At 71.2% G+C, this 20,009-nt stretch carries 22 protein-coding genes; 9 read left to right on the forward strand and 13 right to left on the reverse strand.

The genetic code is table 11. The annotated features are described in order from the left end of the window. Positions 1-3 precede the first annotated feature (3 nt). The 3 genes from JNK30_RS15905 to JNK30_RS15915 form a co-directional block, all read right to left on the reverse strand. Positions 4-1,395, reverse strand: coding sequence for an amidase family protein (locus JNK30_RS15905; RefSeq protein ID WP_293483621.1), 1,392 nt, complete (start codon positions 1,393-1,395; stop codon positions 4-6). 70 nt (positions 1,396-1,465) lie between these two features. Then, positions 1,466-2,542, reverse strand: a complete 1,077-nt coding sequence (locus JNK30_RS15910; protein WP_293483622.1) for an aspartate-semialdehyde dehydrogenase — start codon at positions 2,540-2,542, stop codon at positions 1,466-1,468. Positions 2,543-2,849: 307 nt separating this feature from the next. Then, the gene (locus JNK30_RS15915; RefSeq protein ID WP_293483623.1) at positions 2,850-3,305 is read right to left on the reverse strand and encodes an Hsp20 family protein; all 456 of its coding nucleotides are present in this window, start codon (positions 3,303-3,305) and stop codon (positions 2,850-2,852) included. 203 nt (positions 3,306-3,508) lie between these two features. Between JNK30_RS15915 and JNK30_RS15920 the strand changes: the two genes are divergently transcribed. The 4 genes from JNK30_RS15920 to JNK30_RS23005 all read left to right on the forward strand — a co-directional run bounded on the left by JNK30_RS15920 (position 3,509) and on the right by JNK30_RS23005 (position 7,269). After that, positions 3,509-4,345: a methyltransferase domain-containing protein gene (locus JNK30_RS15920; RefSeq protein ID WP_293483624.1), complete on the forward strand. Its 837-nt coding sequence runs from the start codon at positions 3,509-3,511 to the stop codon at positions 4,343-4,345. Positions 4,346-4,440: 95 nt separating this feature from the next. Continuing rightward, positions 4,441-5,295, forward strand: coding sequence for a methyltransferase (locus JNK30_RS15925; RefSeq protein WP_293483625.1), 855 nt, complete (start codon positions 4,441-4,443; stop codon positions 5,293-5,295). Between the two features lie 71 nt (positions 5,296-5,366). Continuing rightward, complete coding sequence (locus JNK30_RS15930) at positions 5,367-5,675, forward strand: SCP2 sterol-binding domain-containing protein (RefSeq protein ID WP_293483626.1); 309 nt, start codon at positions 5,367-5,369, stop codon at positions 5,673-5,675. A 10-nt stretch (positions 5,676-5,685) separates the two neighbouring features. Then, a complete protein-coding gene (locus tag JNK30_RS23005; RefSeq protein WP_367118757.1) occupies positions 5,686-7,269 on the forward strand; it encodes an alpha/beta fold hydrolase in 1,584 nt (527 codons plus the stop codon). Here the strand turns inward: JNK30_RS23005 and hisN are convergent, their stop codons facing one another. Together hisN and JNK30_RS15945 are read right to left on the reverse strand one after the other, a co-directional pair. Beyond that, on the reverse strand, positions 7,270-8,100 hold the full coding sequence (gene hisN / locus JNK30_RS15940; protein WP_293483627.1) for a histidinol-phosphatase: 831 nt from the start codon (positions 8,098-8,100) through the stop codon (positions 7,270-7,272). Positions 8,101-8,131: 31 nt separating this feature from the next. Beyond that, positions 8,132-8,524: a helix-turn-helix domain-containing protein gene (locus JNK30_RS15945; protein ID WP_293483628.1), complete on the reverse strand. Its 393-nt coding sequence runs from the start codon at positions 8,522-8,524 to the stop codon at positions 8,132-8,134. A 145-nt stretch (positions 8,525-8,669) separates the two neighbouring features. Between JNK30_RS15945 and JNK30_RS15950 the strand changes: the two genes are divergently transcribed. Then, positions 8,670-9,572 (forward strand): lysophospholipid acyltransferase family protein, encoded by a 903-nt coding sequence (locus JNK30_RS15950; RefSeq protein ID WP_367118758.1) that lies wholly within the window; start codon positions 8,670-8,672, stop codon positions 9,570-9,572. On the opposite strand, the gene JNK30_RS15955 is transcribed toward JNK30_RS15950, so the two are convergent. From JNK30_RS15955 to JNK30_RS15965, 3 genes are all read right to left on the reverse strand, one after another. After that, positions 9,544-9,759 (reverse strand): DUF2093 domain-containing protein, encoded by a 216-nt coding sequence (locus JNK30_RS15955; RefSeq protein WP_293483630.1) that lies wholly within the window; start codon positions 9,757-9,759, stop codon positions 9,544-9,546. The genes JNK30_RS15950 and JNK30_RS15955 overlap by 29 nt on opposite strands. 28 nt (positions 9,760-9,787) lie before the next feature. Beyond that, on the reverse strand, positions 9,788-11,236 hold the full coding sequence (gene xseA, locus JNK30_RS15960) for an exodeoxyribonuclease VII large subunit (protein WP_293483631.1): 1,449 nt from the start codon (positions 11,234-11,236) through the stop codon (positions 9,788-9,790). Between the two features lie 227 nt (positions 11,237-11,463). Continuing rightward, positions 11,464-11,967, reverse strand: a complete 504-nt coding sequence (locus JNK30_RS15965) for a GcrA family cell cycle regulator (RefSeq protein WP_293483633.1) — start codon at positions 11,965-11,967, stop codon at positions 11,464-11,466. Between the two features lie 230 nt (positions 11,968-12,197). On the opposite strand from JNK30_RS15965, the gene JNK30_RS15970 reads away from it, so the two are divergent. After that, positions 12,198-13,016 carry an ABC transporter permease gene (locus JNK30_RS15970; protein ID WP_293483635.1) on the forward strand — a complete coding sequence of 273 codons (819 nt, stop codon included), beginning with the start codon at positions 12,198-12,200 and terminating at the stop codon, positions 13,014-13,016. Here the strand turns inward: JNK30_RS15970 and JNK30_RS15975 are convergent. Beyond that, positions 13,006-13,389 carry an STAS/SEC14 domain-containing protein gene (locus tag JNK30_RS15975; protein ID WP_293483637.1) on the reverse strand — a complete coding sequence of 128 codons (384 nt, stop codon included), beginning with the start codon at positions 13,387-13,389 and terminating at the stop codon, positions 13,006-13,008. The genes JNK30_RS15970 and JNK30_RS15975 overlap by 11 nt on opposite strands. Before the next feature lie 224 nt (positions 13,390-13,613). On the opposite strand from JNK30_RS15975, the gene JNK30_RS15980 reads away from it, so the two are divergent. Both JNK30_RS15980 and argF read left to right on the forward strand, forming a co-directional pair. Then, positions 13,614-14,801: an aspartate aminotransferase family protein gene (locus JNK30_RS15980; RefSeq protein ID WP_293483651.1), complete on the forward strand. Its 1,188-nt coding sequence runs from the start codon at positions 13,614-13,616 to the stop codon at positions 14,799-14,801. Continuing rightward, positions 14,798-15,733, forward strand: a complete 936-nt coding sequence (gene argF / locus JNK30_RS15985; RefSeq protein WP_293483639.1) for an ornithine carbamoyltransferase — start codon at positions 14,798-14,800, stop codon at positions 15,731-15,733. Before JNK30_RS15980 ends, argF begins: the two co-directional genes overlap by 4 nt. Before the next feature lie 42 nt (positions 15,734-15,775). Here the strand turns inward: argF and dapE are convergent, their stop codons facing one another. Further along, complete coding sequence (gene dapE, locus JNK30_RS15990; protein WP_293483641.1) at positions 15,776-16,921, reverse strand: succinyl-diaminopimelate desuccinylase; 1,146 nt, start codon at positions 16,919-16,921, stop codon at positions 15,776-15,778. A 42-nt stretch (positions 16,922-16,963) separates the two neighbouring features. Here dapE and JNK30_RS15995 point away from each other — a divergent pair, with 42 nt between their 5' ends. After that, the gene (locus tag JNK30_RS15995; protein WP_293483643.1) at positions 16,964-17,431 is read left to right on the forward strand and encodes a cupin domain-containing protein; all 468 of its coding nucleotides are present in this window, start codon (positions 16,964-16,966) and stop codon (positions 17,429-17,431) included. Positions 17,432-17,479: 48 nt separating this feature from the next. Here the strand turns inward: JNK30_RS15995 and dapD are convergent, their stop codons facing one another. The 3 genes from dapD to argB are packed head-to-tail and all read right to left on the reverse strand — an operon-like array spanning position 17,480 to position 19,883. Beyond that, positions 17,480-18,310, reverse strand: a complete 831-nt coding sequence (dapD, locus tag JNK30_RS16000; protein WP_293483645.1) for a 2,3,4,5-tetrahydropyridine-2,6-dicarboxylate N-succinyltransferase — start codon at positions 18,308-18,310, stop codon at positions 17,480-17,482. Further along, a complete protein-coding gene (locus JNK30_RS16005) occupies positions 18,310-18,972 on the reverse strand; it encodes a pyrimidine 5'-nucleotidase (RefSeq protein ID WP_293483647.1) in 663 nt (220 codons plus the stop codon). The genes dapD and JNK30_RS16005 overlap by 1 nt, the downstream gene beginning before the upstream one ends. Next, positions 18,969-19,883 (reverse strand): acetylglutamate kinase, encoded by a 915-nt coding sequence (gene argB / locus JNK30_RS16010; RefSeq protein WP_293483649.1) that lies wholly within the window; start codon positions 19,881-19,883, stop codon positions 18,969-18,971. Before argB ends, JNK30_RS16005 begins: the two co-directional genes overlap by 4 nt. Positions 19,884-20,009: the final 126 nt, after the last annotated feature.

The raw sequence follows: 20,009 nt of genomic DNA on the forward strand, positions 1-20,009 counted from the left end.
GCGTCAGGTCAGCGGCGGCGGCGGCCTGAAGCCGCCGAACTCGCGCTCCAGGAGCTCCGCCACGTGGATCGTGGTGCGGTCCTCCAGGTGAGCCCCCATGATCTGGGCCCCGATCGGCAGTCCGGCGCGCGAAAAGCCGATCGGAACCGCGGTCGCGGGCAGGTTCGGCAGCAGGGCCACGGCCGGCCAGGCCAGCTGGTCGAAATAGGGGGTCGACCGGCCGTCGATCGTCAGGGTCCGGGCCGGCATGCTGGACTCGTCCACGTGCGGGAACGCCGTCGTGCCGAAGGTGGGCATGATGACCACGTCGAAGGTCTCGAAGAACGCCGCCCACGCCCGCTGGAAGCCCACCTGCGCATCCAGCATGTTCATGTAGGTGTGGGCGTCGATCGGCGTCGCGCCGGGCTGGCCGCGGCTGATCGCCGTGTTCAGGATCGGCATGTACACCTGATGCTGCGCCGCCAGGTCGGGCATCAGCTCGCTGGACCGGAACACCGCCGCGCCCAGGGCGTCCAGGCGGTCGGCCAGGGTTTCGAGCGCGCCGGCGACCTCGCTGTCGGTGGCGGCGAGCGGGTGCGAGCTCAGCACCAGGATGCGGTAGTCGGCCAGCTCGGCGCGCCGGGGCTCGGGCAGGTCGAGCACATAGCCCTTGGCGTCGTGGGCTTCCGGCCCCGCGATCACGTCCAGCGCGCGCCGCAGGTCGGCGGGAGCCCGCGCCATCGGGCCGACCACCGCCAGCGGGACCGGCCCGCCGTCCAGCCCGGGCGGGGAGTGGCCCCGGCTGGAGACCAGGCCGTACGTGGGCTTGTGGCCGTAGGTTCCGCAGAAGGCCGAGGGCACGCGGATCGAGCCGCCGATGTCCGAGCCGATCTCGAGCGGCGTCATGCCCGAGGCCAGCGCCGCGGCGCTGCCGCCCGACGAGCCGCCGGGCGAGCGCGAGAGATCCCAGGGGTTGCGGGTGCGGCCGTAGACAGGGTTCGTCGCCTGCCAGTCCGCGAGGAACGGGGGCACGTTCGTGAGGCCCATCACGATGGCGCCCGCCGCCTTGAGCTTTTGGATCACCACGGCGTCCCGGGGCGCGGTCCAGCCGCTGAAGGCGGGGCTGCCCCAGGTCGAGGGCAGTCCCTCGACCTGGTTGGATTCCTTCACCGTCATCGGCAGGCCCAGCAGCGGCCGCCGCTCGCCGCGGGCCAGAGCCGCATCCGCGGCCTTGGCGGCGTCCCGCGCGCGGTCGAAGTCGCGGACCACGACCGCGTTCAGCGCGCGGTCGCGGTCCTCGATCCGGGCGATGGCGGCGTCCATCAGCTCCAGCGCGCCGATCTTGCGCGCGGCGAGCAGGTCCGCCAGCTCGCCGGCGGTCCGGTCCAGGACGTCGCGGCTCAGGGTCTCGGACATGGCAGGTCCCTCCGTCCTGAGGATCGTGCCCATCCGCGCCCGGCGGTGTCCAGCCGCGAGTGAGCGGTCCTCAGGCTACGGGTTCGGTCGCCGGCGCGCTTGACCGCAGTTGCTGCGGGCAGAAGAGCTGCTCGGCGATCTGAACCGCGTTGAGCGCCGCGCCCTTCAGCAGCTGGTCGCCCGAGACCATCAGGCAGATCGAGCGCCCGGTCGGGTCGGCCAGGTCGCGCCGGAAGCGGCCGGCGAGCACATCGCCCTGTCCCTGCGACTCGGACGGCATGGGGAAGTGGTTGCCGGCGCGGTCGTCCACGATGCGGACGCCCGGCGCGCCCGACAGCGCCTCGCGCGCCGCTTCGGGGCTGACGGGCTCGGGGAACTTGAGGGTCAGCGCGATGGTGTGCGCCCTCAGCACCGGCACCCGGACGCTGGTGATCCCCACCGGCAGGTTCGGCCGCCCCAGCAGGCGCTGGGTCTCGGCGACCACCTTCAGCTCCTCGCCGTTGTAGCCGCTCTCCTCGTCCACCGCGCTGTCGTGGCTGAACAGGTTGAAGGCGTAGGGGTGCTTCAGCACCTGCGGCGTGAACGCCTCGCCGGCGAGATAGGCGGCGGTCCCCGCGCGCAGTTCCTCCATGGCCGCGGCGCCGGCGCCCGAGGCCGCCTGGTAGGTGGCCATGCGGATCCGCGTCAGCCCGAACGCCTGCTGCAGCGGGTGGATCGGCACCACGGCGATGATCGCCACGCAGTTCGGATTGGCGATGACCCCCCGGTGCGCGCCGATCGTCTCGGGGTTCACCTCGGGCACCACCAGCGGCGTCGCGGGGTCCATGCGGAAGGCCGAGGAGTTGTCCACGACCACCGCGCCGGCCGCGACGGCCCGCGGCGCCCATTCGCGCGACTGCGACGCGCCGGCCGAGAAGAGCGCCAGGTCCACGTCGTCGAAGCTCGCGGCGTCCACCGCGTCCACCGTCAGGGCCTCGCCCCGGAAGGACAGGGTGCGGCCCGCCGAGCGCGGGGAGGCCAGGAGCTTCAGGCGCGACAGGGGGAAGTCGCGGGCCTCGAGGCAGCGGATCAGCTCGACGCCCACGGCGCCGGTGGCGCCGAGGATCGCCACGTTGGGGTGGGCTCTGCGGAAGCTGTGGAAGGTCATGGTCTTGCGTCTCCAGTTGGGCGGAGGCGCGGGGTGCTCTGTCCGGTGATCGGGGCCCCGCGCTTCGGCGGGGCTCTCTCCGGGTGTGTGCTCGCTCAGATCACGCGCGCACCCGTCGACGCCCCGCAGGAGCGGGTCGTTTTCCGGGTGATAATCATGGTCGCGAAGGCGCGCATCGGCGGGGCCTCTACGGGAAACGCGGCCGCCTGTAAAGACGTCCGCCAAACGCCGATCGCCGGAGGCGGCGCAAGAAAAAGGACCGCCCGCCGGAGCGGACGGTCCCTTCGCTTCGGTGGACGAAGACCGCTTAGGCGGCCTTCTCGCCTTCGATCAGGGCGCCCTGGGCGCCGGTGGTGATCTGGACGGTCCGGGGCTTCAGCGCCTCGGGAAGCTCGCGCTTCAGCGAGATCGAGAGGAGGCCGTCGGCGAGGTTGGCGTCGGTGACGATCACATAGTCGGCCAGCTGGAAGCGGCGCTCGAAGTTGCGCTCGGCCAGGCCGCGATGGAGGTACTTGCGGCCCTCGTCATTGGCCGCCTTGCGGCCGGTCACGGTGAGGAGGTTCTCCTTCACCTCGACGTTGAGCTCTTCCGGACGGAAGCCCGCGACCGCGATGTCGATGCGGTAGGCGTTCTCGTCGGTGCGCTCGATGTTGTAGGGCGGATAGCCGGCGGCGCTGTCGGCGGCCGCGGTCTCCAGGAGGTTCGCCAGCCGGTCGAAGCCGACGACGGAGCGATAGAGGGGCGAAAAGTCGATCGTACGCATAGGGGTCACATCCTTCTTTCAAAGCAAGGTTGCGTATGTGCGTTGAGCCTGTGGCGACCCGATTGGCGTCGCCGGCAGCCCAAGGAGGCCCGGACATCCAGCGCCTCCGCCCATCAGTTAGTGGCGGGAAAACTGCGTTCAAGGGGCTTGCCGCGGCGCCGCTACGCCCTAGGTTTCCGACCAATCCCAGGAGGAATCCCCCGATGCACCGTCTTGCCCCCCTCGGCGCCGTCGTTCTGGCGCTGTCCGTCACCGCGCCGGCCGTCGCCGCCGACGCCAAGCTGCAGGCCGCCGTGGCCGGCGCCCAGCGCAGCGACGCGCACAAGGCCCGAGACGCGGCCCGGCGTCCCGTCGAAACCCTGACCTTCTGGGGGATCAAGCCGAAGCAGACGGTGATCGAGCTGTCGCCCGGCAGCGGCTACTGGACCGAGATCCTGTCGCCCTACGCCAAGGCGACCGGCGGGACCTACTACGCGACCGCCGCCGACCTGAACAATCCGAACCTCTCCGAGGCCGCCAAGGCCGGCCGCACCGCCTTCGAGAAGCGCTACGCCGACACGGCGAAGTACGGCGAGGTCAAGCTGGTGAACTTCGGGCCCATGTCGGGTCCGCTGGGCGCGCCGGGCTCCGCCGACGTGGTGATCACCGCGCGGAACCTGCACAACTGGGCGCCCAACGCCGCCTTCCTCGACAAGGTCCTGAAGGACGTCCACGCGGTCCTGAAGCCCGGCGGCGTCTTCGCCGTCGAGGAGCACCGCGCGGATCCGAAGCCGTCGGCCCCCAACTGGTCGACCGGCTACATGACCGAGGCCGAGGTCATCGCGGCGTTGGAGAAGGCGGGCTTCAAGCTGCAGGCGAAGTCCGAGGTGAACGCCAACCCGAAGGACACGAAGGACCACCCGTTCGGCGTCTGGACGCTGCCGCCGTCGCGCTGGACCACCGCGGGCGGACGCGGTTCGGATCCCAACTTCGACCGCACCAAGTACGACGCGATCGGCGAGTCCGACCGCATGACCCTGCGGTTCGTGAAGGCGCGCTGAGCGGCCTGCGGCTTTGACCTCGGCGGCGGGCTTCGCTAGCCCTGTCGCCGGGGGACTGAACGAGGGGGGGGGCCGCGAAAGGACGCCGCGCGCCCATGATGCCTGTCTCCCGCCGCGCCTGGATGGCCGGCGTGCTCGCCGTCGGCGCCTGCCAGCGCGAACCGCCCAGGCGGTCGCGGGCGGCCGTGACGATCGCCGCGGCCGTCGCGGGGCCCTGGCGCTCGCCGGCGGACCGCGCCCGCGACAGGTTCCGCCATCCCGTCGAGAGCCTGCAGTTCTGGGGCCTTTCGCCCGGCGCCACGGTGGTGGAGTTCTGGCCGGGCGCAGGCTGGTACACCGACATCCTCGCGCCGTTCCTGGCGGCGACGGGCGGGCGGCTCTACGCGGCGCACCTGCAGGCGACCGACGCCGGGGATCCGGCGGCGCGCGATGTGGTCGAGGCCTACCGGGCGCGGTTCGCCGCCGACCCCAGGCTCTACGGCAAGGTCGAGCTCACCGCCTTCGGACCCACCAGCGGGCCCGTGGCGCCGGCGGGGACGGCCGACCTCGCGCTGTTCCTGCGCAACCTGCACAACTGGATGGCCGCCGGCATCGCCGAGAAGGCGTTCCGGGACGCCTTCCTGGCCCTGAAGCCGGGCGGAGTCCTGGGCGTGGAGGAGCACCGCGCGCGGCCGGGCGGCGTCCCCGACCTGCTCGCCGAGGACGGCTACGTGGACCAGACCTATGTCGTGAAGCTGGCGCAGGAAGCGGGTTTCCGGCTGGCCGCGACCAGCGAGATCAACGCCAATCCGAACGATACGAAGGACCACCCCTTCGGGGTCTGGACCCTGCCGCCGGTCCGCCGCTCGTCCCCCCGCGGCGAGGCGTTCGATCCCGCGTTCGACCACACCCGCTACGACAGGATCGGGGAGTCCGACCGGATGACCCTCAGGTTCGAGAAACCGCGCTAGCCGATCACGGTGTGTTTACACGCGCGGCGCGTGCGGCGAAGCTCACCTGATTCACGAGAGCCAATGGGGCGATGGCCACTCTTGAGGAGCTGACCGACCGCATCCGCCGCGCCGCCGCGGCCGGCGGGGGCCTGTCGCGCTCTGTGACCCTCGACCTCAAGGGCGAAGGCTTCATCCATCTCGCCGGCGATGCGGTCACCAACGAGAACGCGCCCGCCGACCTCACGGTGCGCGTCAGCCGGGCTGATCTGGTGCGGCTGGGCAAGGGCGAACTCAACCCGATGAGCGCTGTGATGACCGGCCGCATGAAGCTGTCCGACATGGGCCTCGCCATGACGCTGACGCCCGAGATCCAGGCGCTGTTCGAGAGGGTGGTCTAGCCCGCCCGCGATGTCCGAGCCCGCCCCCCTCCTCGACATCCCCGAAGACCCCACGCCCCCGGGCGCGGAGCCCGACTGGTTCGTCGGCGCCGGCGGCGCGCGGCTGCGGGCCGCGCTCTTCACGCCGCCGGGCCGGGCGCGGGGCTCCGTGGTGCTGTCCGGCGGGCGCACCGAGCCGATCGAGAAGTACTACGAGACGATCCGCGACTTCATGGACCGCGGCTTCGTGGTCCTGGCGCACGACTGGCGCGGACAGGGCCTTTCGGCGCGCGAACTGCCCGACAGGCTGAAGGGGCACGCCAAGGGGTACCGAAGCTTCCTGGACGACTTCCGGCGGCTGCTCGACACCTACCAGGACCGGCTCCCGAAGCCGTGGATCGCCGTCGGGCACTCCATGGGCGGCTGCCTGACGCTGCTGGCGCTGGCCCACGGCGAGCGGCGGTTCGCCGGCGCCTGCCTCTGCGCGCCGATGCTCGGGATCAACTTCGGCAAGGTCTCGCCCGCCGCCGCGGCGGCCCTGACCTGGCTCAACATGCGGATCGGGCGCTCCGGCCGCTACACCCTGGGCCAGGCCGGCAAGCCCTTCGACGACACGTTCGAAGGCAACGCCCTGACCCACGACGAGCGGCGGTTCGCGCGGCACCGGGCGCAGATCCGAGCCAACCCGGACCTCGCGCTGGGCTCGCCGACCTACGGCTGGCTCGACTTCGCGCTCCGCGCCACCGCCTACCTCGCCCGGCCCGAGCGCCTGAGGGGCGTGACCATTCCCGTCGAGATCGTGTCGGCGGCCGAGGACAAGCTGGTCGACAACACGGCGCACGCCGCCGCCGCCCGCAATCTGCCCCAGGGGCGTCTGGTCACCGTGCCGGGCGCCTACCATGAGATCCTGATGGAGACCGACGACATGCGTAACATCTTCCTCCGGGTGTTTGACGCGCTCACGGGCAAGGCCGCGCCGAAGCCGGCCGACGCGCCGAAGGCCGCCGCCCCCGCGGCTCCCCCCGCGCCTGCGGCTCCGCCCGCGGCCAAGGCGCCCGAGCCCGAGTCGAAGCCGCCGGCCGAGCAGCCGGCGCCGGCCGCGGTCGCGGCTGTGGCGCCCGCGGCCACCAAGCCTCAGGCAGTCAAGACCCGGCCTGCGCGCAAGCCGGCCGCGAAGGCGGCGTCGGCCAAGTCCGCCCCCAAGCCGGCGGCGAAGCCCGCGGCGGCGAAGGCGCCGCCCGCCAAGGCCGCTGCGCCCGCCGCGGCGTCCAAGCCTAAGGCGGCGGCGAAGGCCGCGCCGGCCAAGGCGCCCGCCGCCGCGAAAGCCAAGCCCGCTGCCAAGCCTGCCGCAGCCAAGGCGTCGACCGCCAAGCCCGCAGCCGCCAAGCCTGCAGCCGCCAAAGCTCCCGCCGCGTCGAAGGCGGCGGCCGCCAAGCCCGCGGCGGCCAAGGCGCCGGCCGCCCCCAAGGCTGCGAAAGCCGCCCCGAAGGCGGCCGCCAAGGCGCCTGCGAAGCCGAAGGCCGCGGCCAAGCCGGCTGCGTCCAAGCCTGCAGCGGCCGCGAAGGGCGCCGCGAAGGCGCCCGTGGCCCGCAAGACGCCCGCCAAGAAGGCCTGATCAGGCCGCCGACCGCCGCAGCGCGACCAGGGCCTCGTCCAGGCAGGCCCGGTCCCCGGCGATGGCGATCTGGCCTCCGTGCGGGCCCACGGGGGCGCCGCGCCAGTCGGTGGTGATCCCGCCGGCGCCCGCGATCAGCGGGATCGCCGCGTCGATGTCCCAGGCCTTCAGGCCGGCCTCGACCACCAGGTCCATCGTGCCGGCGGCCACCATGGCGTAGGCGTAGGCGTCGCAGCCCAGGCGCGCCAGCCGCGCCGCGGCGCGGACCTGCGTCCAGGCGCCCAGTTCGGCGCCCGTGAAACAGGCCTCGGGATCGGTGGTGGCGATGATCGCGTCGGTCAACCTGGGACAGGGCCGGACCTTCAACGGGCGCTCGCCCTGGGACGTCACCACCCGCGAGCCGCCGGCGTGTCCGATGTAGACCTCGCCCAGGTAGGACTGGCCGATGGAGCCCAGGACCGGCTTGCCCTGGAAGCGAAGGCCGATGAGCGTGGTCCAGAGCGGGAGCCCGGCGATGAAGGCGCGCGTCCCGTCGACCGGGTCCAGCACCCAGACGAACTCGGCGTCGGGCCGGTCCTCGCCGTACTCCTCGCCGATGACGCCATGGTCGGGATAGCGCGCGGCGATGAGCTGGCGGATCGCCCGCTCCGCGCCCTTGTCGGCCTCGGTCACGGGGTCGAAGCCCACGTCGAACTTGTTCACGAGTCCATGCGCGCCGCGGAACAACGGCAGGATGGCGTCCGCGGCCGCACGATTGAGGTCCAGCAGGAAGGCGTCGAGCTCGCTCAGGCGGGGCTCGGGCAGGCGGGCGTCCGGGAGGGGGGCGGTCATGCGACCGCCATAACCCGCCTGGGCGTCGGGCTTAAGCCTCGACTTCGCCGTTCATGGCCTTGGCGAGGTCCAGCAGGCGGCGGCGGGGCCGTTCGCCGAGCTGGTAGTACGCATGGATCAGGTCCTGCGTTTCCTTGCTGGCCAGCGTTTCATTGGTGGACGCCGTCTCGCGCTCGAGATGCTCGCGCTGATCGCGGGTCAGGCCCTCGTAGAAGTAGCTGACCGGAACCTCCAGCACCTCGGCGAGTTGCCAGAGGCGGGCGGCGGACATGCGGTTGGCGGCGCACTCGTACTTCTGGATCTGCTGGAAGCGAACCCCGCACGCGTGCGCCAGCTCCTGCTGGGTCAGGCCCAGCAGACGGCGGCGGCGACGCAGGCGCCGACCCAGGTGGATGTCGATCTCGTCCATGGAATCCCCGGCCATGATTTCCCTTCGTCCCGCTTCGGGACTCCGTGGTTGAGACATCGCAAGTGGCACGCCAGCAGCCTCCATTGCCGAACGCGGGCGGCCCAGCCTAGGAAGGTAAATGGCCGCACGTAACCATTCATACGTGGCAGAACTGTTTTGGATGCTTGAAGCGGCGCTATTTGATGCCGTTCGCGCAGCCGCCCGCCTTTTCCCCATCGATTCTGTTTCAGATTCCGGCGCTTGGCTGGCCCGGAAGATCGGCCCCCTGACGCGCGCCCACCGCGTGGCCGAGACGAACATCCGGCTCGCCTTTCCTCGCCTGAGCGACGCCGAGGTTAACGATCTCCTCCGGGCGCAGTGGACGGAACTCGGTCGGTCGCTAGCAGAGTTCGTGATCCTCGACCGTGTTGTAGCCGACCCATCGCGGCTGGAGATCGAGGGCGAGCCGGCGCTGCGCGCGGTCGCCGCCGGCCAGGGGCCGGTCGTGTTCATCTCGGGCCACTTCTCCAACTTCGAGCTGATGGCCGCCGCCATGGTCCGCTGCGGCGTCCAGGTGCAGGTGACCTACCGGGCCATGAACAACCCGCACATGGACCGGCGGGTGCGCCGCACGCGGTTCAGCTACGGCGTGCGGATGTTCGCGCCGAAGGGGCTCGAGGGCGCGCGCGAGCTGATGCGGGCCATCGAGCGCGGCGAGTCCGTCGCGCTGCTGAACGACCAGAAGTTCAACGGCGGGGTCGCGGCGCCCTTCTTCGGCGTGCCCGCCATGACGGCGCCGGGACCCTCCACGTTCGCGCTCAGGTTCGGGATTCCCCTGCAGCCGCTCAGCGTGCAGCGGACGGGCCCGGGCGCCCGCTTCCGGGTGATCGTCCACGAACCGATCAGGCTGGAGAACACCGGCGACCGGGAGGCCGACATCGAGGCCGGCGTCCGCCGCATCAACGCCTTCATCGAGGATCGCGTGCGCGCCCGCCCCGCCGAATGGTTCTGGGTCCACCGCCGGTGGCCCAACGAGGTCTACCGCGGCGCGCCGGCTAGCTCCGCGTCGCCTGCCAGCGCTTGAGGGACTCCGCGGGACCCGCATAGGCCTCCTGGAGCTCGGCGCTCCAGTAGCGCAGCTGCTCCAGCGGGATCTGCTGTCCCGTCACGGCGCAAAGGACATAGCGGCCGGGCTTCAGCACGGCGTAGTCGCCGTCGCCGTAGTGTAGCTTGGCGAGGTCGGCGCCGAGGTTGCGGTCGTGGGCGTTCATGGGCGCCTATGTAGCGCTTCACGCCGGCTCAGAACAGGTCGCCCTGTCCCGGCAAGGGCGCCGCGCCCTTCCGGGCGGGCCGGCGGGCCGGCGCGGGACTCGCCGCCGGGTCGCCATCGATCACGGCCTGCCGCCGGGTCTTGTCGCCGAAGGTGATGGTGACGCCTTCGCCGCTCGCCAGCAGGCCGCCGTTGACCACCAGCGAGCCGTCGGCGCGGTTCACGCGCGCGAAGCCCCGATAGAGCGGCCGGTCGGGATCCACCGCCACGTACAGCTTCGAGACGCCGGACAGCCGCTCGGTGGCGCGGTCGAAGCGGCGCGTGACCGCGGGCGCCAGCCGCGCTGCGAGGCTGTCCAGCCGGTGTCGCCAGACTTCCTGCGGCCGCTTGAGCAGGCCGGGGGACAGGCGCGCGGCCACGCCGACCAGGTCCCGCTCGTGCGCCGAGAGGTTCTTCTGCAGGCTTGCGGTCAGCCGGCCCGAGACGATGTCGAAGCGCTGCTCGGCCAGCCGCACCAGGTCCGGGACCCGCGCCAGCGCCCGCCGGGCGTGTTCGACCCGTCCGCGCCGGTCCTCCACGGCCCGGGCGCCGCAGCGGTGCATGCGGCCGGCCAGGTCCGAGACCAGCGCCTTCAACTCGGCCAGGACCGGGGTCGCCATCTCGGCCGCGGCCGTGGGCGTCGGCGCGCGCCGGTCCGAGACGAAGTCGATCAGGGTGGTGTCGGTCTCGTGCCCCACCGCGCTGATCAGCGGAATGGTCCCCGCCGCGACGGTCCGGGCCAGGGTCTCGTCGTTGAACGGCCAGAGGTCCTCCACCGAGCCGCCGCCGCGCGCGACGATCAGCACGTCCGGCCGCGGCACGCGCCCGCCGGGCTCCAGGGCGTTGAATCCCTGGATGGCCTTGCAGACCTGCGCCGCGGCGGCGTCGCCCTGCACCACCACCGGCCACACGATCACCCGGCAGGGCCAGCGGTCGCGGATGCGGTGCAGGATGTCTCGGATCACCGCGCCGGTCGGGCTCGTCACCACGCCGACGACGGCGGGCATCTCGGGGATCGGGCGCTTGCGGGCCGGGTCGAACAGGCCCTCCGCCGCCAGCCGCTGCTTCAGCCGCTCCAACTGCGCCAGCAGCGCCCCGATGCCCGCCACCTCCATCGTCTCGATGACGATCTGGTAGCGCGAGCCCTGCGGGTAGGTCGTGATCTTGCCTGTGACGATCACTTCCAGTCCCTGTTCGGGCCGGATCGAGAGGTTGCGGACGCTGGTCTTCCAGACCACCCCGTCGATGGCCGCCCGCTCGTCCTTCAGCGTCAGGTAGACGTGGCCGTTCGAGTGATGGGTGACCTTGGACAGCTCGCCCCGCAGCCGCACGAAGCCGTAGGCGTCCTCCAGCGTCCGCTTCAGCGCGAACGCCAGCTCCGACACGGAGTAGGGCCGCGCGTTGCCGTCGGCGTCGGTGAGGGGGGCGGCGTCGGTCATGAGTCCCGCAAGGCTAAGGGGGCGCGCGCAGGGCCACAATCACGATCTCCCCCCGCGCCCGCGCTCCCGTCACACCCCGACAAGCCCGGGGATGACGGAGGGGAGCGGACCGAAGAACCCGCCTCCAGACGGAAAGAGACGCGCCCGGGACCTGAGGCTCTGGCGAGCTTCGGTTCCGGTCGCGTCTCCCATCCCCAACGGATAGCGGTTCCGCGCGGGCGCGGAATTCAGATGTAGCGGCGCAGGCTCCGGGCGAGCTCGGCGGCGCTGGACTTCTTCTTCGCCTGGGCCGGCTGGTAGGCCACCTGGGCATGCTCGTGGCAGTAGGGACCGTTCTCCTCGGAGCGGCGGCCGCAGAAGGTGAAGTTGTCGAGCGCGGGGTCGCCGATCGGCCACTTGCACATGTGGGCGCCGAGCGTGAGCACGGTCGCCGTGCCCGGCGCTTCGTCGACGTAGCGGACCGGAGCCGGGGCGGCGGCGTGGGCGACCGGCTCGGCGATCCGCCGCGGCGCGGCGGGCGAGTGGGTCAGCGCGCGCGCGGGGCGAGGCGCCTTGAAGGTGGTGCGCTGCGGCTTCGAGGGCGTGGCGCGGCCCGACAGCCCCAGCCGGTGAACCTTGCCGATCACCGCGTTGCGGGTGACGCCGCCCAGCTGCTTGGCGATCTGACTGGCCGAGAGGCCGTCCTGCCAGAGCTTCTTCAGAAGTTCGACGCGTTCGTCGGTCCAGCCCATGGTCTCGCCTCCCAACCAGAGGTCCCGGAAGCGCCCCCGCGCCTCGGGATTCAATATGTTGTGGCAGTGGACGTCTTCGTCCCTCACCAACCACTATCAGTAGTAAACAACTCGCTAACGGCCACAATAGGCGCCCCAACTTCCATCCACAGGAACTAGATGTGGGGGTGCGCCGTCCACAATCGGCGCCCAGGCTTGCGTGCGCCGCGCGACCGGCGCACATGGGGACGATGCGAGACCTGCCGATCGCCGAAGTCGTCCTGCCGCCGCAGCCGCGGGCCTACCACGGGGTGAACTGGGAGGGGCTGAAGACCCTCTACCTGCGCGAGGTGCGCCGCTTCCTGAAGGTGGGCATGCAGACCCTCGCCGCGCCGGTGGTGACGGCGCTGCTCTACATGCTGGTGTTCGTGGTGGCGGTGGGCGGCTTCCGCGAGGTCCACGGCGTGCCCTACGGGACCTTCGTGGCCCCCGGCCTGGTGATGATGCAGATCCTCTCCAACGCCTTCGCCAACTCGTCGTCGTCGCTGCTGCAGGCCAAGTTCAACGGCCTGATGGGCGACTTCGTCACGCCGCCGCTGTCGGCCGGGGAGCAGGTGATCGGCTTCGGCGCCGGGGCCGCCACGCGGGGCATCCTGGTGGGCGCGGTGAGCCTGCTGGCGGTCCTGCCGTTCGCGCGCCTCCCGCTCGCCCAGGCCTGGGCGGTGCTCTACTTCGGCGTCGGCGCGGCGCTGATCATGGGCTTCATCGGCATCATGGCCGGCCTCTGGAGCGAGAAGTTCGACCACATGGCCGCGGTGACCAACTTCGTGATCATGCCGATGACGTTCCTGTCCGGCACCTTCTACCTCGTCGAGCGGCTGCCCGAGCCGTTCCAGACGGCCAGCCACTTCAACCCGTTCTTCTACCTGATCGACGGCTTCCGCTTCGGCTTCACCGGCCAGGCCGAGAGCAATCTGTGGATCGGCGCGACGATGACGGCCGTCCTCGTGCTGGGCCTCGCGTGGGCCTGCCTGTGGATGTTCAGGGTCGGCTACAAGATCAAGACCTAGCGGCCGGCAGGTCGGCGACCCACGCCAGGGCCTCGGCCTGCTCCCCCGGCAAGAAAGCGCGCGCCTCGACCTGCGGCACGAGGGGATCGATGAAACGGACCCAGGCGCGCAGCCAGGGCTCGTCCGTCACCACGGCCGCGCGCGGAAACCGGGTCCACTGGCCCAGGTGGCCGAGGTGGTAGCGCAGGTCCTTCATCACGGCCTCGGCGGTCATGGACTCAAAGTCGGTCATGTCGGCGTAGACGCCGACGCGGCCGTGCGCGGCGAGCTTGGCGTCCAGCGTCCCGACGATGCGTCCGTAGTCGGCGGCGTCGAGGGTTCCCGAGATCCGGTAGGCCAGGACATGGTCGGGGGCATCGAGCAGCTGCAACATGGCGGGCTCCTTCTGGTCCAAGCCTGCCACCCGGCCCGCCCCGCGACCTTGCGCCTCGTCAAGGGACGCCCCTTGCGGAGGAAACATTGACTTGACCGGTCCTTGAGAGGAAAACGCCAAGCCTTCCGGTCCCCGTCGCGCACCGCGGCGGGGATGTTCCTTTTCAGGAGGGTACTCTCGTGGCCGAGACGACCGCCACCGCTCCCGTTCCCAGCGACCACATCATGGGCGTCTACGCGCGCGCCCCGCTGGCGTTCGAGCGAGGCGAGGGGTCGCGTCTCTACACCGCCGACGGAGAGGCCTACCTCGACTGCATGGCCGGGATCGCGGTCACCGCCCTGGGCCACGGCCATCCCAAGCTCGTCCAGGCGGTGAAGGACCAGGCCGAGCAGCTCTGGCACACCTCCAACATCTTCCGCATCCCGAACCAGGAGAAGCTGGCGAAGCTCCTCACCGACAACACCTTCGCCGACGTCTGCTTCTTCACGAACTCGGGCGCCGAGGCGATCGAGTGCGCCATCAAGACGGCGCGCAAGTACCACTGGTCCAAAGGCCACGCCGAGCGGATCGACATCATCGGCTTCGACGGCTCGTTCCACGGCCGGACGATCGCGGCCATCTTCGCGGCCAACAACCCGAGCTACGTGGAAGGCTTCGGCCCCCCGCTGCCGGGCTTCGTGGGCGCCAAGTTCGGCGACATCGAAGGCCTCCGGGAGCTGGTCGGCCCGACCACGGCCGCCATCCTGCTCGAGCCCGTGCAGGGCGAGGGCGGGGCGCGCTCGTGGACTGAGCAGCAGCTCAAGGAAATCCGCCAGCTCTGCGACGAGACCGGCACGCTCCTGATCTACGACGAGATCCAGTGCGGCCTCGGCCGGACGGGCCGGCTCTTCGCCTACGAGTGGGCGGACGGCCAGGCCGATCCCGACATCATGGCGGTGGCCAAGGCGCTGGGCGGCGGTTTCCCGGTCGGCGCCTGTCTGGCCACGGCCGAGGCGGCCAGCGGCATGACGCCCGGCAGCCATGGCTCCACCTATGGCGGCAACCCGCTGGCCATGGCGGTCGGCGTCGCCTCGGTCGAGGAGCTGGCGAAGCCCGAACTCCTGGCCCACGTGCGCGAGGTGGCCGGCTACCTGACGCAGCAGATCGCGGGCCTGAAGGACCGCTATCCGGACGTCGTCGTCGACATCCGCGGCAAGGGGCTGCTGATCGGCGTGAAGCTGGCGACCCCCAACCGCGAGTTCATGCAGCACGCCCGCGACCAGCACCTGCTGATCGCCGGCGGCGGCGACAACTGCGTGCGCCTGCTCCCGCCCCTGACCCTCAGCCTCGACGAGGCGCGGGAGGCGATCGAGCGGCTGGAAGGCGCCTGCCAGGCGGCCCGGGCCAAGGCTGCGACGGCGGTCCCGGCATGAGCCGGCCGGTCCGCCACTTCCTCGACCTCTGGAAGCTGGACGCCGCCGACCTCCGCGCGATGCTGGAGGACGCCAAGGCCCGCAAGGCGGCCCGCGCCGGCTGGCCGCAGGGACGCCCCGACGCCGACGCGCCCGCGCGCGAGCGGACGCTGGCGATGATCTTCGAGAAGAACTCCACCCGGACGCGCTTCTCGTTCGACGCGGCCATGCGCCAGCTCGGCGGCGACGTGATCATCTCCAACGCGGTCGACATGCAGCTCGGCCGCGGCGAGCCGATCGAGGACACCGCGCGCGTGCTCAGCCGCATGGTCGACGCGGTGATGATCCGCGCCAACGTGCACGAGGAGGTGGAGCGTTTCGCCCACTGGGCCGCCGTGCCGGTCATCAACGGCCTGTCCGACAAGGGTCACCCCTGCCAGATCATGGCCGACCTCTTGACCTTCGAGGAGCACCGCGGGCCGGTGGCGGGCCGGACGTTCGCCTGGGTCGGCGACGGCAACAACATGTGCTCCAGCTTCATCCAGGCGGCCGCCAAGCTGGGCTTCCGGCTGAACATCGCGACGCCGGCGATCTTCCACCCCGACATGATGGACCTGGCGCGCGCGGCCGAGCTGCAGGGCCAGGTCACGACCACCGACGACCCGCGCGAGGCGGTCCGAGGCGCCGACTGCGTGATCACCGACACCTGGGTTTCCATGGGCGACACCGATCACGACGAGCGGATCGAGGCGCTGGAGCCCTACCAGGTCGACGGCCGGCTGATGGCCGAGGCGCACAAGGACGCGGTCTTCCTCCACTGCCTGCCGGCGCACCGCGGCGAGGAGGTGACAGACGACGTCATCGACGGCCCGCAAAGCCTGGTCTGGGACGAAGCGGAAAACCGTATCCACGCCCAGAAGTCGATCCTGGCCTGGTGCTTCGGCGCGATCTGAGAAGCCTCCTCTCCCCTCGGGCTTCGCCTCGGGGGAGGGGAGTCACGCCTCGAAATACCGCGCGATGATGCGGGCGTAGACCTGCTGCAGCCGGCGGATCTCGTCCACCGGCGCGCGCTCGTCCACCTGGTGCATGGTCTTGCCCACCAGCCCCACCTCGATCACCGGGCAGAGCGCGCGGATGAAGCGGGCGTCCGAGGTGCCGCCGCTGGTCGAGAGCTCCGGGGGCTTCCCGGTCACGTCGGCCACCGCCGCGGCCACCAGGTCGGTGAAGTCGCCGCGCTCGGTCAGGAACGCCTCGCCGCTGATGGCCGAGGTGACGGTGATCCTGCCCTTGAAGTCGGCCGAGGCGCGCCAGGCCTCCAGGTCGAACCAGTCGGCCAGCTGCCTGCCGGTGTGATTGGGGTTGAACCGCACGTTCAGCCGCGCCCGCGCCACGCCCGGGATCACGTTCGTCGCCGTGTTGGGCATGTCGATCATGGTGACTTCCAGGTTCGACGGCTGGAACTCGGGATAGCCCTCGTCCAGCACCCGCGACTGCAGCGCGCCCAGCATCCGGATCAGGGCGCGGGCCGGATTGGCGGCCCGGTGCGGATAGGCCACATGTCCCTGCACGCCCTCGACCGTGATTTCGGCGTTGATCGAGCCGCGGCGGCCCACCTTGACCATGTCGCCGAACGTCTCCGCCGAGGTGGGCTCGCCCACCACGCAGTGGTCGATGACCTCGCCCTCGGCCATGAGCGCGTCCACCACCCTGGTGGTGCCGTCCGTGGCCACGCCTTCCTCGTCGCCGGTGATCAGGAACGAGATCGATCCCGTGACCTGGCCGGCCGCGATGGCGTCGGCCGCCGCCGCGGCGAAGGCGGCGATGGCGCTCTTCATGTCCACCGACCCGCGCCCGATCAGGACACCGTCCACCACCTCGGCGGCGAAGGCGTCCTTGGACCAGGCGCCCGCCTCGCCCACGGGCACCACGTCGGTGTGCCCGGCGAAGCAGAGGTTCGGCCGCGCCGTCCCGTAGCGGGCGTAGAGGTTCTCGATGTCGCCGAACCTCATCCGGCGGCACGCGAAGCCGAGGCCGTTGAGCGTCGCCTCGACGATGTCCATCGCCCCGGCGTCGGCGGGCGTCACCGACGGGCGGCGGATGAGGTCGCGGGTGAGTTCGACGGCGTCTATGGCGGGCGGCATTCCGGCGCTCTACCTAGAAAATTCAACCTGCGCGAGGGACTGATGCCCAAGATCGAACTGGAGGCCGTCGCCGAGGCGACCGGCTGCAGCTACCCCGACCCGTTCCGCGCCGTATGCCTGGGCGCGCACTGGCGCAAGCTCGGCGACGCCGTCGGCCTGACGGACTTCGGCGTGAACCTCGTGCGGCTCCCGCCCGGCAAGTGGTCCAGCCAGCGCCACTGGCACACCGAGGAGGACGAGTTCGTGTGGGTGCTCGAGGGCGAGGTGACCCTGGTCGAGGACGACGGGGAGACCGTCCTGCGCCCCGGCGACTGTGCCGCCTGGAAGGCCGGCGAGCGCGCCCATGCGCACTGCCTGCAGAACCGGAGCGGCGCCGAGGCGGTCTATCTGGAGGTGGGCTCGCGGCGGCCGGCGACCGACGCCTGCGACTACCCCGACATCGACATGATCGCCCGGCCCGCCGAGCCATTCTATCGCCACCGCGACGGCACGCCCTATCCGGCGGCCTGAGCCCCGCCCCGAAGGATGCGGGACGGAAGTGGCGTCGCCGCGCCGGCCCTAGTCGCGCAGCAGTTCGTTGATCGAGGTCTTCGAGCGGGTCCGCTCGTCCACCGTCTTCATGATCACCGCGCAGTAGGTGGACGGCAGGGTCGGGTCCACGGGGTTGGGCCGGCTGCCGGACACCACCACCGAGTAGGGCGGCACCTCGCCGGTGAAGGTCTGGCCGGTCTTGCGGTCGATGATCGGGGTCGTGGAGGTGATGAACACGCCCATCGAGAGCACCGAGCCCTCGCGCACGATCACGCCCTCGGCCACCTCGGCGCGGGCGCCGATGAAGCAGTTGTCCTCGACGATCGTCGGGTTGGCCTGCAGCGGCTCGAGCACCCCGCCGATGCCGGCGCCGCCCGAGATGTGGCAGTTCTTCCCGATCTGGGCGCACGACCCGACGGTCGCCCAGGTGTCGACCATGGTGCCCTCGTCCACATAGGCGCCGACGTTCACGAACGACGGCATCAGCACCACGTTCCTGGCCACATAGGCGCTGCGCCGCACCACGCACCCTGGCACCGCGCGGAAGCCGGCGGCCTCGAACTGCGCCGCGCCCCAGCCTTCGAACTTCAGCGGGACCTTGTCCCAGAAGGGGCCGGGCTCCATCACGGTCGACGCGTTCAGGCGGAAGGAAAGCAGGATCGCCTCCTTGGCCCACTGGTTCACGGTCCAGGTCCCGTCCGCGCCGCGCTCGGCCACGCGTAGGCGGCCTGAGTCCAGTAGCGACAGGGTCTCGTTGACCGCGTCGCGGACCTGCCCCCGGGTGGAGGTGTTGACCGTGTCCCGCTCGGCCCAGGCGGCCTGGATCACGGACTTCAGTTCGCCGAAGGCGTTGGTCATCAGGCGGCTTCCTTGAGCTTTGCGGTCGCGAGGAACGGCGCGAGGCGGTGCGTGCGGTGTTGGACGAAGGCGGCGGTCGACTCCTGCGCGTGGGGGCCCACCAGCACGGTGGTCATGCCCAGCTCGGCCGCCGGGGCCAGGTTGCGCGCGGAATCCTCGAAGAAGGCGGTGGCGGCGGGCTCGATCGCATGCGCCGCGCCGATCGCGGCGAAGGCGGCGGCGCTGGGCTTCGGCTCGTAGCCGGCCGCGGCGATGTGGAAGACGTCGTCGAACAGGTGGCCCAGGCCCAGCCGCTCCAGCACCCGTTCGGCGTGGCGGTCGTCGGCGTTGGTGAAGATCAGCCGCCGCCCCGGCAGCCGCTCCAGCGCGGCCAGCAGCTCCGGATCGTGCGCCAGCGCCTCGAGCGACAGGTCGTGGAAGATGGCGTGGAACTCGTTCGGGTCCACGCCATGGTGCAGCATCAGGCCCTTCAGCGTCAGCCCATGCTCGGCCAGGTACGCCTTCTGCACCTTGAAGGCCTCCGCGCGCGGCAGGCCGGTGACCCGCTCGACGAAGTCGGTCATGCGGTCGACGACGGCGTCGAGGAAGCCGCACTCCGCCGGGTAGAGCGTGCCGTCCAGGTCGAACAGCCAGGTGTCGATATGCGTGAGGTCGGCGCTCACGCCTTCACCAGGGTGCCCGAGCCGTGCTCGGTGAACAGCTCGACCAGCATGGCGTGCGGCCGGCGACCGTCCAGGATGACCACGGCCTCCACGCCGCTCTCCACCGCGGCGATGGCGGTCTCCAGCTTCGGGATCATCCCGCCGGTGGCCACGCCGTCGGCGATCGCCTGGCGCGCCTTGGCGATGGTCAGGTCGGTGATCCGCTGCTTGTTGGCGTCCAGCACGCCCGCCACGTCGGTCAGCAGCAGCATGCGCTTGGCGCCCAGCGCCCCGGCCAGCGCGCCGGCCACGGTGTCGGCGTTGATGTTGTAGGTCTGGCCGTTGTCGTCCACGCCGATGGGGGCGATGACCGGGATGTAGTCGTGGTCGGCCTTGATCAGGGCCTCGATCAGGGTGGTGTCGATGTGCTTCGGCTCGCCGACGAACCCGAGGTCGACGATCTTCTCCTCGACGCTGTCCGGCGCCCGCTTGGTGCGCTTCACCTTCTCCACGGTGATCAGCTTGGCGTCCTTGCCCGACAGGCCCACGCCGCGCACGTCGGCCTCGGCGCCGGCCTGGGTGATCCAGCTGGCGATCTCCTTGTTGATCGCGCCCGAGAGCACCATCTCGGCCACTTCCATCGTGGCCTGGTCGGTCACGCGCAGGCCGTCGATGAAGGTCGACTTCACCCCCGCCTTCTCCAGCCAGGCCGAGATCTGCGGCCCGCCGCCGTGCACCACCACCGGATGGACGCCCAGCATCTTCAGCAGCACCACGTCGGCGGCGAACAGCTTGGCCACCGACTCCTCGCCCATGGCGTGGCCGCCGTACTTGATGACCACCGTCTCGCGGTCGTAGATCTGGATGTAGGGCAACGCCTCGGCCAGCGTCCTGGCCGTCGCCCAGCCCTGTTCTTCCACGTCCTGGCTCAAGCGCGCCGTCCTTCGAAATCTGCGGGGGTCCGATAGCGGACAGGTGCGCCCCTGTCACCCGCTGCGCAGCGTGATAGTCAAAGCATCACAAATCGCAGGGAGGTGGTGATGCGTGGTGGGGTTGTG

It is taken from the genome of Phenylobacterium sp., from assembly GCF_016793225.1.
Classification (GTDB): domain Bacteria; phylum Pseudomonadota; class Alphaproteobacteria; order Caulobacterales; family Caulobacteraceae; genus Phenylobacterium.

Excerpts from the sequence above, each read along its gene's own strand:
- JNK30_RS15905 (WP_293483621.1), bottom strand. The coding sequence starts at position 1,395 with ATGTCCGAGACCCTGAGCCGCGACGTCCTGGACCGGACCGCCGGCGAG.
- JNK30_RS15910 (WP_293483622.1), bottom strand. The coding sequence starts at position 2,542 with ATGACCTTCCACAGCTTCCGCAGAGCCCACCCCAACGTGGCGATCCTC.
- JNK30_RS15915 (WP_293483623.1), bottom strand. The coding sequence starts at position 3,305 with ATGCGTACGATCGACTTTTCGCCCCTCTATCGCTCCGTCGTCGGCTTC.
- JNK30_RS15920 (WP_293483624.1), top strand. The coding sequence starts at position 3,509 with ATGCACCGTCTTGCCCCCCTCGGCGCCGTCGTTCTGGCGCTGTCCGTC.
- JNK30_RS15925 (WP_293483625.1), top strand. The coding sequence starts at position 4,441 with ATGATGCCTGTCTCCCGCCGCGCCTGGATGGCCGGCGTGCTCGCCGTC.
- JNK30_RS15930 (WP_293483626.1), top strand. The coding sequence starts at position 5,367 with ATGGCCACTCTTGAGGAGCTGACCGACCGCATCCGCCGCGCCGCCGCG.
- JNK30_RS23005 (WP_367118757.1), top strand. The coding sequence starts at position 5,686 with ATGTCCGAGCCCGCCCCCCTCCTCGACATCCCCGAAGACCCCACGCCC.
- hisN (WP_293483627.1), bottom strand. The coding sequence starts at position 8,100 with ATGACCGCCCCCCTCCCGGACGCCCGCCTGCCCGAGCCCCGCCTGAGC.
- JNK30_RS15945 (WP_293483628.1), bottom strand. The coding sequence starts at position 8,524 with ATGGCCGGGGATTCCATGGACGAGATCGACATCCACCTGGGTCGGCGC.
- JNK30_RS15950 (WP_367118758.1), top strand. The coding sequence starts at position 8,670 with ATGCTTGAAGCGGCGCTATTTGATGCCGTTCGCGCAGCCGCCCGCCTT.
- JNK30_RS15955 (WP_293483630.1), bottom strand. The coding sequence starts at position 9,759 with ATGAACGCCCACGACCGCAACCTCGGCGCCGACCTCGCCAAGCTACAC.
- xseA (WP_293483631.1), bottom strand. The coding sequence starts at position 11,236 with ATGACCGACGCCGCCCCCCTCACCGACGCCGACGGCAACGCGCGGCCC.
- JNK30_RS15965 (WP_293483633.1), bottom strand. The coding sequence starts at position 11,967 with ATGGGCTGGACCGACGAACGCGTCGAACTTCTGAAGAAGCTCTGGCAG.
- JNK30_RS15970 (WP_293483635.1), top strand. The coding sequence starts at position 12,198 with ATGCGAGACCTGCCGATCGCCGAAGTCGTCCTGCCGCCGCAGCCGCGG.
- JNK30_RS15975 (WP_293483637.1), bottom strand. The coding sequence starts at position 13,389 with ATGTTGCAGCTGCTCGATGCCCCCGACCATGTCCTGGCCTACCGGATC.
- JNK30_RS15980 (WP_293483651.1), top strand. The coding sequence starts at position 13,614 with ATGGGCGTCTACGCGCGCGCCCCGCTGGCGTTCGAGCGAGGCGAGGGG.
- argF (WP_293483639.1), top strand. The coding sequence starts at position 14,798 with ATGAGCCGGCCGGTCCGCCACTTCCTCGACCTCTGGAAGCTGGACGCC.
- dapE (WP_293483641.1), bottom strand. The coding sequence starts at position 16,921 with ATGCCGCCCGCCATAGACGCCGTCGAACTCACCCGCGACCTCATCCGC.
- JNK30_RS15995 (WP_293483643.1), top strand. The coding sequence starts at position 16,964 with ATGCCCAAGATCGAACTGGAGGCCGTCGCCGAGGCGACCGGCTGCAGC.
- dapD (WP_293483645.1), bottom strand. The coding sequence starts at position 18,310 with ATGACCAACGCCTTCGGCGAACTGAAGTCCGTGATCCAGGCCGCCTGG.